Origin of the sequence: Lysinibacillus fusiformis (assembly GCF_016925635.1) — a bacterium.
Classification (GTDB): domain Bacteria; phylum Bacillota; class Bacilli; order Bacillales_A; family Planococcaceae; genus Lysinibacillus; species Lysinibacillus fusiformis_F.
Genome location: NZ_CP070490.1, coordinates 4,914,594 through 4,930,348 on the forward strand (window position 1 = coordinate 4,914,594; position 15,755 = coordinate 4,930,348).

Here is a 15,755-nt window from a genome sequence, read left to right on the forward strand (position 1 = left end):
AAAGACTATTAGAAGTGACCTTAAAATTTAACAATGAGTTTTATAAATTATGAAAAAAGTTTGATAGATTATTTATTTCTTTGATAAAAATATTTCTATAATAAACTTTTCTCAATATAATTTAAATAAATTTCAAGAATTGATAAGATAAACTAAATTAGCATGTTTAGTTAAAAAATCATTAATTTTTTCTTCAGTAAACAGCTTATCATTTTTATTTAAATATTTTTTATTAGATAATGATTTAAAAAATTCAAGTTCTTGAATTACTTTAACATTCTCTAGTTTTATAATATTATTATATATGCTTCCTTCATCAACTTTCATTTCTTTTCTATAATAGTCAGGAAGTTTTTGTATCGCTTCCTCAAAAAGTTTTGGTGATTTATTTCTAAAAATTATATTTTTTATATGTTCGGCTTTATAAAATTCTGTCGGAAAATAGGAGTTCTCATTTCCTTCAGGATTAACTATAATATATAATTCGGGTTCTTCTGTAATAATCTTATTTTGAATATCTAAATTAATATTATTAAATAAATTTGTTCCAAAATAAACGTCCTTTGCTGTATAGTCTGTTTCCTTAGAATAGTTCCCTTTAATGTGTGAATAAAAATTATCACTTTGTTTAAGTTTAATTAAAACTGTAAATCCATCAAAGATATTTCCCATTTTGATTCTCCTTTTTATATAGGTATCCTTCAGTTTTCAACCTATTTCATCACAGTCTTTTTATAAATATAGAAATGATACTTCATCATTAAATTAGAATCCTCTTTAGTTTAGATTTTTAAAAATTCTTCTAATGATGATTTACTTCTACTCAGATAAGAACAGGTAGTACCTACATCCCCTTGACAATTATTACTCCTAAATATGGTTTGCCAAAATAAAAATGGGATTCTTCCTTGTGCCATAATTACATTTATTCTATCACGTATTTCGTAATTAATGTCTGCTTCTGTTAATTGGACTAACGAATACCATGAATTTTTGCACATTCTATTGCTACACTTTGAAAATTTTATGTAGATATAAAATTCCTTTTTGTGCTTCTAAAGACTAAATTTTCAATATGTAATATTTGCATTTTTTATTCATTTTAGATATTTCATTTAATAGTCTACGAATATCTCCTAAATTCTTTTCTCTAACTTCTAATAAACTATCTACAACATCAGAAGCAACCTTCCTCTTTGAATCTGTTCGTTTTTTGAAATACAATTCATAAAAAAACCTTTTAAATCATGCTTGCACCAATATAAATTGCATATCGCTTCTTTTAAACATTAAACAACTATAAGTCGATATATTCATTTGTTTTCATTCTTCCACAGTCAAGATACTTAATTAAACAATAGATAGGAAATAACAGTTTTCAATACCGTATTCTGTATAAATTATATATCAAATAAATTATTTCTTTCCTTTGTCCTTTTAAAGTTTATAAAAAACCTCCTAACTACTAACAGTTAGAAGGTTTAAAATTGCGAACGCTTACTTCACTTTTTCTGCTACACCCAAAACATCATTCTCTTCAAGGAACTTCGTATTGAATTGTGCTGATTTAAACACGTCATTGTTCATCAATGCTTGGTGGAATGGAATTGTTGTATTGATTCCAGGACCAGATACTTCGAATTCACTTAGGGCGCGGTTCATTTTTGCAATCGCTTCTTCACGTGTATCCGCATGAACAATTAGTTTCGCTACCATTGAATCGTAATATGGTGGGATTGTATAGCCCGCATAGACAGCAGAATCAATACGTACACCGTAGCCACCTGGCGTTATATACGTATCAACAGTTCCTGCTGATGGCATGAAGTTTTTGTAGGCATTTTCTGCGTTAATACGGCATTCAATAGCCCATCCATTTAATTTTATATCATCTTGAGTGAACGGAAGCTTCTCACCAGATGCAATTTTTAATTGTTGTTGTACAAGATCTACACCAGAAATCATTTCTGTTACTGGATGCTCAACCTGAATACGAGTATTCATTTCCATGAAGTAGAACTTGTCCTCTCGATAATCATAGATAAACTCGATTGTACCAGCGCCTTCATAGTCACATGCTTGTGCCGCTTTGACTGCAGCCGCACCCATTTCAGCACGACGCTCAGAAGATAAAGCTGGAGATGGAGCTTCCTCTACTAACTTCTGCATACGACGTTGAACCGTACAGTCACGTTCGCCTAAATGCACCACGTTACCGTAGCCATCTGCTAAAACCTGGATTTCACAGTGACGGAAGTACTCGATGAATTTCTCTAAATATACGCCTGGGTTACCGAATGCTGCAGCAGCCTCTTTTTGCGTAATTTCAATACCTTTTACAAGATCTTCTTCTGTACGTGCTACACGGATCCCTTTACCGCCACCACCAGCAGTTGCTTTGATGATGACAGGGTAACCAATTTTAGCAGCCCATTCTTTACCTGTTTCAATATCTGGTACAATACCAGTACCTGGAACAAGGGGAACACCTGCCGCTTCCATCGTAGTACGTGCAACGTCCTTGATGCCCATAATTTTAATAGAATCAGATGATGGACCGATAAATTTAATGCCAGCGTTTTCACAAGCTTCAGCAAAATCAGCGTTTTCCGATACGAAACCATATCCTGGGTGGATACCATCTGCACCTGTTTTTTCAGCTACACTAAGTAGCGCTGGGAAGCTAAGATAAGAATCTTTTGATAGCTTTGGTCCGATACAATAAGCTTCATCTGCTAATTTCACATGTAATGCGTCCGCATCTGCTTCAGAGTAGACAGCAACCGATTGAATGCCTAACTCTTTACAAGCACGAATGATACGCACAGCGATTTCGCCGCGGTTTGCAATTAAAACTTTTTTCATTTGTTTTGCACTCCTTACTCAGCTTTTACAAGGAATAGTGGTTGGCCGTACTCTACTAAGTCGCCATCTTTAACTAGAATTTCAACGATTTCCCCTTGCACTTCTGCTTCGATTTCGTTGAATAATTTCATTGCTTCTACGATACATACGATTGTTTCATTTCCTACTTTGTCACCTGGTTTTACGTAAGCTGGTGAATCTGGGTTTGGTGCTTGATAGAAAGTACCGACCATCGGAGATACAATTTTATGTAACGAAGGGTCGTTAATTGCTGGTGTAGCTGCAGCTGGAGCTTCTTCCACTTTAGCTGGTGCAGGTGTTACTGCTGGAGCTTCTGCTGGTGCAGATTGTTGTACAACAGGGGCTACTACTTCTTTTTTAGGTGCTACAGTTTCTGTAACAACAACATTATTCTTTTTAAGTTTTACTTTTGCGCCATCTACTTCATACACAAACTCGTCAATTGAAGATGAATCCACTAATTTAATGATTTCACGAATTTCTTGAATTTTGAACATTTCTAACTCTCCTTATGAATTAAAATCTACTACAATAACTATTCTATATTTTTTCGTATCAATTTGAAATAGTTAAATGAAAATTAAGTAAATATGAACAAAATAAAAGGCTTTCCTTTACTAAGCGAAAGCCTTTTCATTACGCTGATATATAACACCCTTTTGTAAATTGACTAAATATTTATTTTTTTCTCTATTTTTTAATAATTATTTGCACTGAACTTTACTTGCACATCATTTGCGCCTTCCATCTCTGTTTTTACCAGATAGATAATTTCGTTTGCTTGTGCTTTTGACAACTCCTCTGCCATCACTGTAACTGAAACTTTTTCTCCCTCAGCGCGAACAAACGCATCCGAATAACCTAATGATTTAACGAGCATTTCAAGCATAGCTTCCGCTGATTCACGTTTAATCAGCCCATCCATTTCATTAAATGCCTCATTTTTTTCTTCAGCAGAAGCTTCCTCAGAAGCAATTTTCTGTGTTAACTGTTCACGAAGTTGGCTTCTCTCATCACTAACCTGCATACGCATTTCTTCGAATAAGTGACTTGGTGAAGATACTTCTTGTGTGATATCATTTGTTGCTTCCTGATCTGTAACACCTGTGACAGCTGTTTGTTGCAGTGTATCATCTGTAAAAATAGTAAGACCATTAAATTGTTTTGCTGGATCAACCAAATAATACACTGAAATGACTGCTACTAAACTTAATAATGTCATAAACCAAACTGTTCTTCTACGTACGCGCATTTACTTTTCCTCCTTATTTTCCATTGGAACGATAATAATTCGATGAATCGGTAATTGCATCACTTGACTGACGACAGCACGAATTTCATTTTTTACAAAGATATCGGAAGCACCTTCTGAAACAACGAGCATTCCTGTTACGTTTTTCGCGCCTTGCTCAGTCCCTCGAAAATATTGGCTGAATAGTTTATTGGCATCCTGATCATCTGTCATCTCTCCATAATAAAAGTAGACTTTAACCTCCCCAACACCTTGCATTGCCTTCAGTGTTTGCTCAAGTTTTTCTTCATTCGTGAGCGGTGAACCTTTGTCGCTTGTTGAATTCGTTTGATACATAGGTAAAATGATGAATATTCCCACGGAGGCAGCTATCAAAATTAAAAGCATCAATGACGTTGTTTTTTTTCGTGTCTTTTCCACTTCACTTGTACATTGCCTCCTTTCATCTTCTCTTTTTCAAGTGTATGTACGCTTGTTTCTTCCTATGAATTGATAAATGGAATCTTTAATAGCAATTGCAAAAATACTAACGTGATGACCAACTTTGTCAGTGAAATTATTTCCTTATCATCCGTTAGAAACACAAAAATCTGACAGACAAAGAGCAATGCCAATAAAAGAATCAATCTATCTCCCCCCTGCCATGACTTGTACGAACACAATGAGGAAAAAACAAGAAAACATAAATGAAAAAGCAATTAAAAATGATACAGCACATAAAGTAAATAGCGATTTGCTAACTTGATCTAGTAGTCTACAAATATCATCAAAGGCAATCGGTTCTAAAATGGCGGCAAGCATTTTCAATGAATAGGCACTGACTACAAGCTGCACTGTTGGGATAAATGACACCGTAATGACGGCGATAAAGGCACTAATACTTGTAAGGGAAGATGTAAATTGTGTCATATGCTGAAACATCGAAAAACTATCCACAATAAAAGAACCAACAACTGGAATATTTTCTTCAATTAATTTTTTGACGGGCTCCGCTACAGCCGCATTGACACTAAATGCTGCTACGCCACTTGCAGTCATCAGCAGAATATAGCAAATGACAGACGCAGACACGATACTCATAATCGTAAAACGAATCAAATCAGCTATCCGCGTAAAGGATATTTCCTTGACGATAACACTGCACACATCAAAGACAATGGCCAATAGCACGCCTGGAATAAGCCACTTACTACTGATAATGGTGAGGACTTGTACAAAAAACAGTAAAAAAGGTTGCCAGGAAGCAATCGCGGTAATACTACTGGATAGGAGAAAGCTTGATGTAAGAATTGGATAAAATGCCGTAAATAGATGGGCTAGTCCTTGTGCAATTTCATCAATTAATGTAAAAGATTTGACAACAACAGGACCGATTGTTGCTAAAACGATAAGAAAAAAAAGTATCCTTGTCCCTTTTTCAAATTCTGGTATTACCATGTTCACAATCAAAATAATGATGACGTAACTGCAAAGCATGAGCGTCATCTTGAGCAAGAGAAAGAATGGGTCGATTAAAAACGATAATATTTGCTCCTGCAATGGCTTCGCTCCTTAGTTTAGCCTTTTTAAAATGGCCGACACCTCCTGTAGAACAGCCAAAAATTCTTTGAACCAATACAGCAAAATCACAATTTTTACAGCAGCAAAAACGATGTTCCCGAGCACTTTATAATTCTGTTCTGCCAGAAGCAATGCCACCCATTGCCCGACATAGAACATACTTGCACTGATTAAAATAGCCTTCGCATAAGGTAAAAACGCAAGTGTTTCTAACAGTTGTTTGGCGAAAGGCAATAAAAGTGTCGAGAACAACATGCCAAAAAGCAAAAAAGAAAACATCACACTGATTAGCGCATGGAGTGGCTGTATAACTTCTTTTATCAGCAATAATAAAAGCAGCATGACAACAGCGACGATCACAATTTCCATTTACGTTACCCCGAAGAGGTAAGCCATTGGAAGAATGTTAAAATCTCATTAAAAAATAGACGTAAAAATCGAAGTAATTCTGCTGTCATATATAAGTAGGCAATGAAAAAGAGGAAAAATGAAAATTCCTTCTTCCCTGTTTGGTCAAAGAAAACATGAAGAAGCGCAACGACTAGTCCCACTCCAGCAACTCTTAATACGTCTTGTAATTCCATTCCTACGCCCCCTCGTGTACAGCAATATATGTCGCTCTACAAAAAAAAAGACCTCTATACGGATGTATAGAGATCTTCAATAAAAAATTTAGAGTAGCTTTTTCAAGATGCTTTTAACAGTGCCTGCTTGCTGAACGAGATGACTATTTTCGCCCATCCACATAGATAAATATTCAGCATTGCCTTGCTCAGCACTTTCTTTACGAATGGTAGTCGTTAAATAGTTTTGTAGAGGATAAGGTGCTACTGTCGCATCCTCCATACGTTTTGTGAAATCATTCGCTAAACCTCGTGCTGGCTTACCAGTAAATGCAAGCGTAATCGTCGTTTGTTGTTCTTTCGATGCTAACACAGCATTTTTATAGAGTGGTGAAATTTCGCATTCATCTGCCACTAGTAAAGCGGTACCAATTTGAACTACCTGTGCCCCACTCTCAAGTGCCTTTTGAATATCCTCTTTGGTTACAAGGCCACCCGCAGCGATAATAGGAATCGTAACTTTTCCCACTACTTGTTGTAGTAAGTCGTTTAACGGAATTAATTGCAGAGGAGCAGTAAAAGAACCTCGATGACCGCCAGCCTCTCCCCCTTGTAATACAACCGCATCCATTCCTGCCTGTTCCACTAATATAGCTTCTTCTACTGTCGTAGCTGTGCCAATCGTATAGATACCGTGATCTTTTAATTGCTTGAGAATCGCTGGAGATGGCAGTCCAAATGTAAATGAGCAAATTGCCACCTTCTCATCAATCACCGCTTGAACCTGTCCTGCAAAAACTTCTTTTGATACTACACTCTGTACAGGCGATAAGCCTAATTCATCGTAAAAAGGTTGCAGTGCCATTCGTGCTTGTTGTAAAACCTCGACATCAATTTTAGGTTCCTCTTGCACAAATAAATTGACTGCAAAGGGCTTTGTCGTTAATTTCTTCACTTCCTGAATAAACTGCTTTGTTTGTTCACCATCTAAGTAACCCGCACCAATTGAGCCTAATAGCCCTGCCTCAGCACAAGCCGCCACAAATTTAGGGGATGTTACGCCTGCCATTGGTGCTTGAATAATTGGATATTGAAAATCAAATGTTGTTTGTAGCATACCTTTCACTCCTTACTATGATTGTAAACAATTCTCCTAGTAATGACCATCTATCTGTTGATAGAAACTTGCTAGTTCCTCAATAAAAATTAGATAGTGCTTCTATCTATTATCACATTAAATGAACGATTTGACAGGATATGTATAAGAAAAAAATAAAAACCTACTCTTTCATCCAAAAGAGTAGGCTGGCTATTACTGGTCATTATGCACGAGAAACGTAAGAGCCTTCTTCAGTGTTAATGATTAGAACATCACCTTGGTTTACGAAGAATGGTACTTGTACAATAAGACCTGTTTGAAGAGTAGCAGGTTTTGTACCGCCTGAAGCTGTATCACCTTTAATTCCTGGTTCTGTTTCAGTTACTTCTAATTGTACAGTGTTTGGTAATTCAACACCTAGCATTTCACCTTGGTAAGATTGAATATGCACTTCCATGTTTTCTTTAAGGAATTTTAGTTCATACTCGATAGCTGCTGAAGCTAGTTCAGTTTGCTCATATGATTCTAAGTCCATGAATACATGATCGTCACCTTGGGCATATAGGTATTGCATTTTACGGTTATCGATTTGTGCCTTCTCTACTTTTTCACCAGCACGGAATGTTTTTTCATTCACGGAGCCGTTACGTAGGTTACGTAATTTAGAACGTACGAATGCAGCACCTTTACCTGGTTTAACGTGTTGGAAATCTAACACGCGATATAATTGGCCATCAACAACAATTGTTAGACCTGTACGAAAATCGTTTACTGAAATCATTTGTGTTCCTCCAAAGTTTATAAAATAATGAGTTCTTTTGACGAATGTGTTAGGAGTTCATTACCCTTCTCTGTGATTAAAATATCATCCTCGATACGGACACCACCGATTCCTGGTAAGTAAACACCTGGTTCAATCGTCACGGCCATACCTGGCTCTAGCACTGTATCAGAACGCATCGATAAGCCAGGGCCTTCATGTACTTCAAGACCAATACCATGTCCTAAAGAATGACCAAATGCTTCGCCATATCCTTTTTCTTTTAAATAGTCACGTGCAATCGCGTCCGCTTGAATGCCTGTTAAGCCAGGGCCCACTTTTTTAAGTGCTAACAGTTGAGAAGCAAGGACTGCATTGTACATATCTACTAATTTTTCAGATGGTTCTCCAACAGCCACAGTACGTGTGATATCCGAAATATAGCCATTATATAGCGCACCAAAGTCTAAAGTAACAAAGTCGCCTTTTTCAATCACTTTATTCGTTGCAACGCCATGTGGTAATGCTGAACGAAGACCAGACGCAACAATTGTGTCAAACGAAGACTGAGTTGCTCCTTGTTTACGCATGAAAAATTCTAATTCATTCGAAACCTCAAGCTCGGTTTTACCAGGCTTGATGAAGCCTAAAATATGTGTAAATGCGTGATCTGCAATTTCACACGCAGCCTTAATAATATTAATCTCTTGTTCCGTCTTAATCAAGCGAATTTTTTCAATTAGCCCAGAAATCGGCACTAAATCTGCTTGAATGTTCGATTTATACAGTTCATATGTGCCATAGCTTACAGTATCTTTCTCAAAGCCCAATAATTTGATGCCCATATTGTTTACTTGAGTAGCGATTTCTTCAATAATTGTCGCTTCATGCTTGACAATTCGGAAGTCCTGAATTTGTGCAGCAGCCTGCTCTGTATAACGGAAATCTGTAATAAATACAGCATCATTTTGAGACACAATTGCTACGCCCGCTGTCCCTGTAAAACCTGTCATATAGTGACGGTTGTACCCATTAGTAATTAGAATGCCATCGATGCTTTGTTCTTGAAGTGCTTTACGTAGCTTTTGTAATTTCAACATAATCAATTCTCCCTCTCGATAAATGTACGTAGTGCCAGTTCATAGCCTTTCGTACCTAGTCCACAAATTTGACCAAGGCAGGCCGGAGCAAGATAGGAATGATGTCGGAAAGCCTCACGTTTGTGGATATTGGAAATATGTACTTCGATAACTGGCACAGAAATACCTGCAATCGCATCATGTAACGCGATGCTTGTATGGGTATATGCACCAGGATTAAAGATAATACCATCATAGTTTTCGTCCTCTGCTTCATGCACCCAATCGACTAGTACCCCTTCATGATTGGATTGACGAAATTCAACTGTAGCACCTAAAGAAGCCGCAAGATTTTGAACATTTTCTCGAACATCATCCAATGTTTCATGTCCATAAATATGTGGCTCTCGTTTACCAAGTCGATTTAAGTTAGGTCCATTCAAACATAATAACTTCACGCTTCTATTCGCCTCTTTCTATGTACTTGCCATTTATTTTATCATACACCGTGCATTCAGCAACTAATTTCAACTAGTGGTTCCATAAATACCCCCTCAAACGAAGGGGATATTTTGCCCCACTAACTTTGTTTTTGTGTCGTATGTTCCTTCTGATGGAAATTGGCGGTTTCCAGCAAGAAACGTAATAAACAAATGACGGTCACCATAAATGGAATCGACAGTTTTTTAAAAGACGTAAGTTGTAATGGTAAATCTAAAGCCATCCATTCTAATGTGATGGTCACCAAAAGACCTAGTAAAAGGGAAGAAAAGACAGCTGGGATGATATATACATAGCGCATTGTCATGTATAAAAATAAGCCAATAATAAATAGAAGAAAAATAAAAAAGGTCCACTGAAATAATTTGGAGCTTTCTTCAAACCAATTCCATTTCTTATAAAACCCAATCGGATGCCATTTAATGAGATGGAAATAATGTAAACCCTTTAAGCACAGCGCTAAAACAAGCGCGTTGACAAGTGCTGTAATCGTCGCTACCTTCACCATATACCTCCTTTATGCACACTAATCATTTCCTAAAATGTACGATTAGTGTAGCCATATAGAAAATTTACTATGCGTAAAGGTAGAGGTTTTTCACTAAATTTAGTACAATGGTACAGTTGAAATATATAAAGAGAGTGGTGTTAGCCTTGAGCAATTCACCTGTATACGGGGGACAAGCACAATTAGAGGGTGTGATGTTCGGAGGAAAGGAACATACTGTTACAGCCATTCGTCGTAACGATGATTCCATTGATTATTATCATTTCAAAAAAGTACAAAAACCGATGTTACAAAAGCTGAAGAAAATTCCATTTGTACGAGGCGTTGTTGCGCTGATTGAATCCGCTGGCTTAGGTTCTCGTCATATGCAATTTGCTGGGGATCGTTATGATGTAGTACCTGGCGAAGAGGAAGATCATAAAGAAGAAGGCTCTAAACTTCAAATGATACTTGGCGTTGCTGTAGTAGGTATTCTTTCCTTTTTATTTGGAAAATTTGCCTTTACATTAATTCCTGTTTTTATAGCTGATTTTTTCTCAAAATGGATTGAAGGAAAAACGGGACAGATTTTACTAGAAAGTGGCATTAAGCTCCTTTTACTACTTACCTATTTATACTTTATCTCGTTGACACCTCTGATTAAACGGGTATTTCAGTATCACGGTGCTGAGCATAAAGTCATTAACTGCTATGAAGCAGGTTTGGACATTACCGTAAAAAACGTCCAAGCTCAATCACGTCTGCACTATCGTTGCGGCAGTAGCTTTATTCTATTCACAGTGTTTGTCGGTATGTTTTTATATTTCTTTGTGCCTACAGATCCACTGTGGCTTCGTATTTTAGATCGTATTCTATTAATTCCTGTTGTTCTTGGTATCTCATTTGAAGTCTTACAAGCGACAAATGCTTGCCGTAATATTCCAGTGTTACGCTTCCTTGGCTACCCTGGCTTATGGCTTCAATTACTAACAACTCGTGAGCCAAAGGACGATCAAGTGGAAGTAGCGATTGCTTCCTTTAATATGCTACGCCAAGTAGAGCAGCAACCTGAAATTGCTGCGACATTAAATCATGATTAACAAAAAAAGGCAGCCCAACATGAACGTTGGAGCTGCCTTTTTTCATTTTGAACCATTGCCTTGCATTTTCTGCTTAAATATAAAAATAGCGAGAATCGTAATAATTACTGTATAACCGATGACAACGATGAGTGAATGAAACATATTAGTATACTCTGCATGTAAAATAGCCTTCGCTGCATTGACTGCATGAACGAAAGGTAAATACTGCGCAATCGTTTGAAATGTTCCACCAATCATATCTAATTCGAACCATGTTCCACTTAACCAAGTTGTGATATTAACAAAGATGGCAAAAATTCCTCCTACCTGTTTATCTGTAAATAATGTCCCAAACAATAAACCAAAACTAATATAGAGTGGTGAGATAATCAGAAGTACAAGGATCATGAAGAGAATGGACTTATTAAACGACAACCCTAAAAACAGGGCGGTAACTAAACAGACAATGATTTGTAGCAGAGCTATTGGTATTAAAGGTAGCATATAACCTAAAATGTAATCAGCAGCAGACATAGGAGAAACGAAAATTCGCATTAAAAAGGATGAGCTTTTATCTTTTCCCAGTAACATTCCTGAAAACAATGTGAGAAAAGAAAAACTAAATACAATGATACCTGGTGTTAGACTATTCATTTCATATAAAGCAAATGGCATATTTTTTTGCATAACAGAAAACAATGCTAACAAAAGGATTGGTAAGCCCATACCAAATAATAAAGTGACTGGATCACGGACAATCTCTTTATGAGTCCTTGTTGCAAATACGGCCACCCTCACAAGAACACCTCCTCCGTTTTTTCCAAGAATACTTCTTCTAAAGATTGCTTGCCCGTTTCACTGATCAGTTGTTGTATCGTACCTAGTGCACATAATTGTCCATGATGCATAATGCCTACACGATCAGCCAAAGCCTCTACTTCTTCTAAATAATGTGAAGTCAAAATAATCGTGACATATCCTTTTAAGTGCTTCAATATGTTCCATACATCATTCCTTGCCCGTATATCCATCCCTAAAGTCGGTTCATCAAGGAACAATACTTTGGGATTTGACATCAAGGCCATCGCTACACTTAAACGGCGCTGGTAGCCACCAGATAGTGTCTTAGCTTTGTCATGCTGACGTGGCGTCAGTCCGAATAATTCTAATTGTGTTTGTACTTGTTGTTGTGCCTGTGCTTTTTCGTAGCCATAAATTTAGCCAATTAATAGTAAATTTTCATATACCGTTAAATTAGGTGCAACAGCCGTTTCCTGAGGAGAAATATTGATCATTTGTTTAACAGCCTGTGTATTTTGTACAATACTTTTCCCGCCTATTGTGGCATCTCCCTCTGTAGGTGGAAGGAGGCCACACAACATTTTGATTGTGGTTGTTTTGCCAGCCCCATTTTGTCCTAAAAGAGCGAAAAGTTCACCTTGATGGATTTGTAAATTTAATTGATTAACGACTACGCGCTCCTTATAACGCTTTGTTAAACCTTTTATGTTAATCGTCAAGCTCTTCACCTCGATTGGAAAGTATGGCATTAATTTTTTCTATGTCACGTTGTGAAAATCTATATTGTAAAACCCATGTCACAATATAAGTTCCGAGAAAGCTGGCTACGAGAGAACCAACATTAGCCATCGTTTTTGGCATCCATAGTAGCGTTACAATTGGTATCCAAATCATTGCCGTTATGAAAAAGTGGACCAAATATTGTTTCAACATGCCCCATCTAGCCATATCAAAAATAAGTGCAGCAAGTGCAAAGGTAATACCGATGACCCCTGTTAATAGATTTTGGCTAATAATTGCACTCATTTCATTTGTAAAGTAAGTACGAAATTCAGGAACAACCCAAACATATTGCCCTTGTCCTATGCCCATTGATACAAAGAATTGCACAATTTGTCCCAGTATCACACCTATCACAAAACCTCCAATAATACGTGTTAAAATTTCTTTTCGCATGTTTTTCACCTCAAATCCCTAAATGTTTCTTAATTTTGCTTACATAACGCCTTGATGCGTATGTTTTCGTGCCATTCTTCAATTCAACTCCGATTGTACCGGTTCTACTAATGTCCATATGCTTGATCATGTAGCGATTGACTATTTCGGCATTTGAAATACGGATAAACATTTGAGGGTTGAGCTTTTCCTCCAGCTCATAAAGGCGAAAACGTACCGTATAAACACCCTTAATGGTTTGCACAAAAACCTTTTTTTGCTCTGTATAAATACGAACGATCTCCTTACTATCGATCAATTCAACGCCTTTATGAGAGAAAGCGATTAACGTGCTTTCCGCTGCCGCAGTAATACTTTGCATAAGATGCTCAATGTCATCCGTCATTTTATCTGTGAGAATGATTACTTTGGGTTCTTTATATGTAGGGTCAATCGATATTTCCACCTTCATATGATCACTGTCCTTTCTACGCCTCACTATAAATTTTTCCATACACGTTGTAAATGAACTTTCGACAACTGGTCGTTATCAAGGAATAAGTGGTCAATCTAAAAGATTTTTTTGAACGATAAAAAACACCCCTCTAGATAGGACTATCCAAAGGGGTGAAACGTACAACTTAGCTTACTTAGACTGTTTTTTGCTTACTATAAGGGCTGTAAAAATACCCACCATATTCGGTATGATACTGATTAATAAAAACCGCCAATTATTTGTTATGAAGGAGATAATAGTAAAAATAATAAGGGATGCGACATTGATGCTTATACCTATCTTCACATAAGAAGACTTAAATGGTACTGGGCCGTACATGTTGACAGTCAAAATGATCCCTATGATCCCCCAACTCCCTATATGTACTAATAAAAGAATACCTAAAACCATGGCAATGTTTAATTCAATTCCAAACACCATTAATGAAAAGAAAATATAAATTGCTGCTAATGTCATATACCATGAATAAGATTTTGCCTTTTGCCAAATATGGTCGTATAGTTCATCTAAGCCTCTATTTTTCTTCGCTTTTTGCCTTCCGAACCACCAACCAAGAATCCCACAAATCATCCCACCATACAGTCCAAAAATACCCCCGATAGAAAATTCCATTATGCCATTCCCTCCTCTTCGAAAATAAATACTTCCTCAATCGTGCAGTTGAACGCTTTTGAAATATTGTAGGCAAGCTCTAGTGATGGATTAAATTTTCCCGATTCAATTGCAATGATTGATTGTCTTGAGACACCAACTAATTTTGACAAATCCTCCTGCGTAATCTTCTTCGATTTCCGCAATTCACGAATTCTGTTTTTCATAATGCCTCCTCATTAAATGTAAAGTAAACTGTACATTTATTTATAAGTAAAGTTTACTTTACATTATTTAGGATGTCAAGTTCACTTTACAATTTTAAATAAACCTTGTTAAAAAAGTACATAGAAAAACGTGTTTTGAATTGGTCAAAACACGTTTTCTGTGAATTATTTACTTAGGATATTTATAATTTTCTGTTGAGCATCTATTGCTTCAGGAATCGGCATCACAACAAACACATGATTCATCTTAGGATAAACAAAGGTAGTGATCGCAACGCCTTGTTCTGTTAGTTGTTCATCAAATTGGATTGCATCTGGATATAAGCTTTCGTGTGTTCCAATAAAATGAGTAATCTTGCTAGTTCCTTGAAAATCACCATAAATTGGACTAATCATTGGATCCTTTAAATCTTTATCAGCTGCCCATATTTTAGTAATAACTTCCATTCCTTCACTAGCTAACATAGGGTCGTTTTCTTCATAGTCATGTATAAGAGGATTTTCTAAACTTATATCAACGCATGCCGACAATAAGATAATATCTTGCGGTTGAGGCAAATGGTCCCGCTTCAAAAGCTGAATCAAACCAAGTGCTATATTTCCGCCTGCTGAATCCCCTATAATGGTTAATTGATTGGAGCTTTCAACAGATTCTAGAATCTCTTTATAGAAGTTAAGCATTTTTGGGTACGTATCTTGATAGTTAAAATGAGGTACTTTCGGATAAATAGGCGCAATAACTTTTGCATTTAATGATTGTGCCATTTTATCCATGAACAACCAGTGTAAATTTAAAGGTTGATTCGTCCAAGCGCCACCATGTATATAAAGAATCACCTTTTGTGACGAAGACTTTTGGTCATTTAAAATGAAAACCTGCATATCCTCGAAAGTTTGCTCCTTCAAATCGCTTACAAGATTGACATCCTCCCCAATCACATAAGGGTGAATATTTTCTGTTCCTCTTTGTTTAATAAACTGTTGAGTATTTTCAATACTAGAAAAGCTCTTTTTATTACTTTGTGAAAATAACAATTTTTCAAATTGAACACTCTCTACAGATCGTTCTCCGTTAAAAATTTCTATACTCATGTTTTTCTCTCCTTTTATTGTTCATTCTGTTTCCTAACATGTAATGATTAATAAAGTTATGATTCATACCGCTAAAACTGAGTATCAAAGGTATCAAACTTTA

21 protein-coding genes and 1 pseudogene are annotated in these 15,755 nt (G+C 36.5%); 1 reads left to right on the forward strand and 21 read right to left on the reverse strand.

The genetic code is table 11. The annotated features are described in order from the left end of the window. Nucleotides 1-132: 132 nt before the first annotated feature. The 14 genes from JTI58_RS24305 to JTI58_RS24370 all read right to left on the reverse strand — a co-directional run bounded on the left by JTI58_RS24305 (nucleotide 133) and on the right by JTI58_RS24370 (nucleotide 10,208). Nucleotides 133-672 (reverse strand): hypothetical protein, encoded by a 540-nt coding sequence (locus tag JTI58_RS24305; protein ID WP_205444258.1) that lies wholly within the window; start codon nucleotides 670-672, stop codon nucleotides 133-135. Between the two features lie 825 nt (nucleotides 673-1,497). Next, nucleotides 1,498-2,865 (reverse strand): acetyl-CoA carboxylase biotin carboxylase subunit, encoded by a 1,368-nt coding sequence (gene accC / locus JTI58_RS24310; protein ID WP_205444259.1) that lies wholly within the window; start codon nucleotides 2,863-2,865, stop codon nucleotides 1,498-1,500. 14 nt (nucleotides 2,866-2,879) lie between these two features. Continuing rightward, on the reverse strand, nucleotides 2,880-3,383 hold the full coding sequence (accB, locus tag JTI58_RS24315; protein ID WP_205444260.1) for an acetyl-CoA carboxylase biotin carboxyl carrier protein: 504 nt from the start codon (nucleotides 3,381-3,383) through the stop codon (nucleotides 2,880-2,882). 200 nt (nucleotides 3,384-3,583) lie between these two features. Further along, nucleotides 3,584-4,138 carry a SpoIIIAH-like family protein gene (locus tag JTI58_RS24320; RefSeq protein ID WP_205444261.1) on the reverse strand — a complete coding sequence of 185 codons (555 nt, stop codon included), beginning with the start codon at nucleotides 4,136-4,138 and terminating at the stop codon, nucleotides 3,584-3,586. Continuing rightward, nucleotides 4,139-4,558, reverse strand: coding sequence for a hypothetical protein (locus JTI58_RS24325; RefSeq protein WP_205444262.1), 420 nt, complete (start codon nucleotides 4,556-4,558; stop codon nucleotides 4,139-4,141). 62 nt (nucleotides 4,559-4,620) lie between these two features. Then, a complete protein-coding gene (locus tag JTI58_RS24330) occupies nucleotides 4,621-4,764 on the reverse strand; it encodes a hypothetical protein (protein ID WP_004231124.1) in 144 nt (47 codons plus the stop codon). Nucleotide 4,765: 1 nt separating this feature from the next. Continuing rightward, entirely contained in the window at nucleotides 4,766-5,677 is a 912-nt protein-coding gene (locus JTI58_RS24335; protein ID WP_205444263.1) for a stage III sporulation protein AE, read from the reverse strand. A 12-nt stretch (nucleotides 5,678-5,689) separates the two neighbouring features. Further along, on the reverse strand, nucleotides 5,690-6,067 hold the full coding sequence (locus JTI58_RS24340; RefSeq protein ID WP_205444264.1) for a hypothetical protein: 378 nt from the start codon (nucleotides 6,065-6,067) through the stop codon (nucleotides 5,690-5,692). A 5-nt stretch (nucleotides 6,068-6,072) separates the two neighbouring features. Next, complete coding sequence (locus tag JTI58_RS24345) at nucleotides 6,073-6,282, reverse strand: hypothetical protein (RefSeq protein ID WP_012295089.1); 210 nt, start codon at nucleotides 6,280-6,282, stop codon at nucleotides 6,073-6,075. A gap of 88 nt (nucleotides 6,283-6,370) precedes the next feature. After that, nucleotides 6,371-7,378, reverse strand: a complete 1,008-nt coding sequence (locus JTI58_RS24350; protein WP_205444265.1) for an NAD(P)H-dependent flavin oxidoreductase — start codon at nucleotides 7,376-7,378, stop codon at nucleotides 6,371-6,373. 205 nt (nucleotides 7,379-7,583) lie between these two features. Then, nucleotides 7,584-8,141: an elongation factor P gene (efp, locus tag JTI58_RS24355; RefSeq protein ID WP_008179859.1), complete on the reverse strand. Its 558-nt coding sequence runs from the start codon at nucleotides 8,139-8,141 to the stop codon at nucleotides 7,584-7,586. A gap of 17 nt (nucleotides 8,142-8,158) precedes the next feature. After that, nucleotides 8,159-9,220, reverse strand: a complete 1,062-nt coding sequence (locus JTI58_RS24360; protein ID WP_205444266.1) for a M24 family metallopeptidase — start codon at nucleotides 9,218-9,220, stop codon at nucleotides 8,159-8,161. A 2-nt stretch (nucleotides 9,221-9,222) separates the two neighbouring features. Further along, complete coding sequence (aroQ, locus tag JTI58_RS24365) at nucleotides 9,223-9,657, reverse strand: type II 3-dehydroquinate dehydratase (protein WP_205444268.1); 435 nt, start codon at nucleotides 9,655-9,657, stop codon at nucleotides 9,223-9,225. 122 nt (nucleotides 9,658-9,779) lie between these two features. Then, nucleotides 9,780-10,208 carry a hypothetical protein gene (locus JTI58_RS24370; RefSeq protein ID WP_205444269.1) on the reverse strand — a complete coding sequence of 143 codons (429 nt, stop codon included), beginning with the start codon at nucleotides 10,206-10,208 and terminating at the stop codon, nucleotides 9,780-9,782. A gap of 107 nt (nucleotides 10,209-10,315) precedes the next feature. On the opposite strand from JTI58_RS24370, the gene JTI58_RS24375 reads away from it, so the two are divergent. Continuing rightward, complete coding sequence (locus JTI58_RS24375) at nucleotides 10,316-11,287, forward strand: DUF1385 domain-containing protein (protein ID WP_205444270.1); 972 nt, start codon at nucleotides 10,316-10,318, stop codon at nucleotides 11,285-11,287. A 42-nt stretch (nucleotides 11,288-11,329) separates the two neighbouring features. Here JTI58_RS24375 and JTI58_RS24380 read toward each other — a convergent pair whose 3' ends face one another. The 7 genes and pseudogenes from JTI58_RS24380 to JTI58_RS24410 form a co-directional block, all read right to left on the reverse strand. Next, on the reverse strand, nucleotides 11,330-12,067 hold the full coding sequence (locus tag JTI58_RS24380) for an ABC transporter permease (RefSeq protein ID WP_205444271.1): 738 nt from the start codon (nucleotides 12,065-12,067) through the stop codon (nucleotides 11,330-11,332). Beyond that, nucleotides 12,064-12,789, reverse strand: a pseudogene (locus JTI58_RS24385) (ABC transporter ATP-binding protein). The gene JTI58_RS24380 and the pseudogene JTI58_RS24385 overlap by 4 nt, the downstream one beginning before the upstream one ends. Further along, nucleotides 12,779-13,246, reverse strand: a complete 468-nt coding sequence (locus tag JTI58_RS24390; protein WP_205444272.1) for a DUF3021 domain-containing protein — start codon at nucleotides 13,244-13,246, stop codon at nucleotides 12,779-12,781. Before JTI58_RS24390 ends, JTI58_RS24385 begins: the two are co-directional and overlap by 11 nt. 10 nt (nucleotides 13,247-13,256) lie before the next feature. Next, the gene (locus tag JTI58_RS24395) at nucleotides 13,257-13,697 is read right to left on the reverse strand and encodes a LytTR family DNA-binding domain-containing protein (RefSeq protein ID WP_205444273.1); all 441 of its coding nucleotides are present in this window, start codon (nucleotides 13,695-13,697) and stop codon (nucleotides 13,257-13,259) included. Nucleotides 13,698-13,871: 174 nt separating this feature from the next. Continuing rightward, complete coding sequence (locus tag JTI58_RS24400) at nucleotides 13,872-14,354, reverse strand: hypothetical protein (protein ID WP_205444274.1); 483 nt, start codon at nucleotides 14,352-14,354, stop codon at nucleotides 13,872-13,874. After that, nucleotides 14,354-14,560, reverse strand: coding sequence for a helix-turn-helix transcriptional regulator (locus tag JTI58_RS24405; protein WP_205444275.1), 207 nt, complete (start codon nucleotides 14,558-14,560; stop codon nucleotides 14,354-14,356). The genes JTI58_RS24400 and JTI58_RS24405 overlap by 1 nt, the downstream gene beginning before the upstream one ends. 165 nt (nucleotides 14,561-14,725) lie before the next feature. Further along, nucleotides 14,726-15,652, reverse strand: coding sequence for an alpha/beta hydrolase fold domain-containing protein (locus JTI58_RS24410; RefSeq protein WP_205444277.1), 927 nt, complete (start codon nucleotides 15,650-15,652; stop codon nucleotides 14,726-14,728). Nucleotides 15,653-15,755 lie beyond the last annotated feature (103 nt).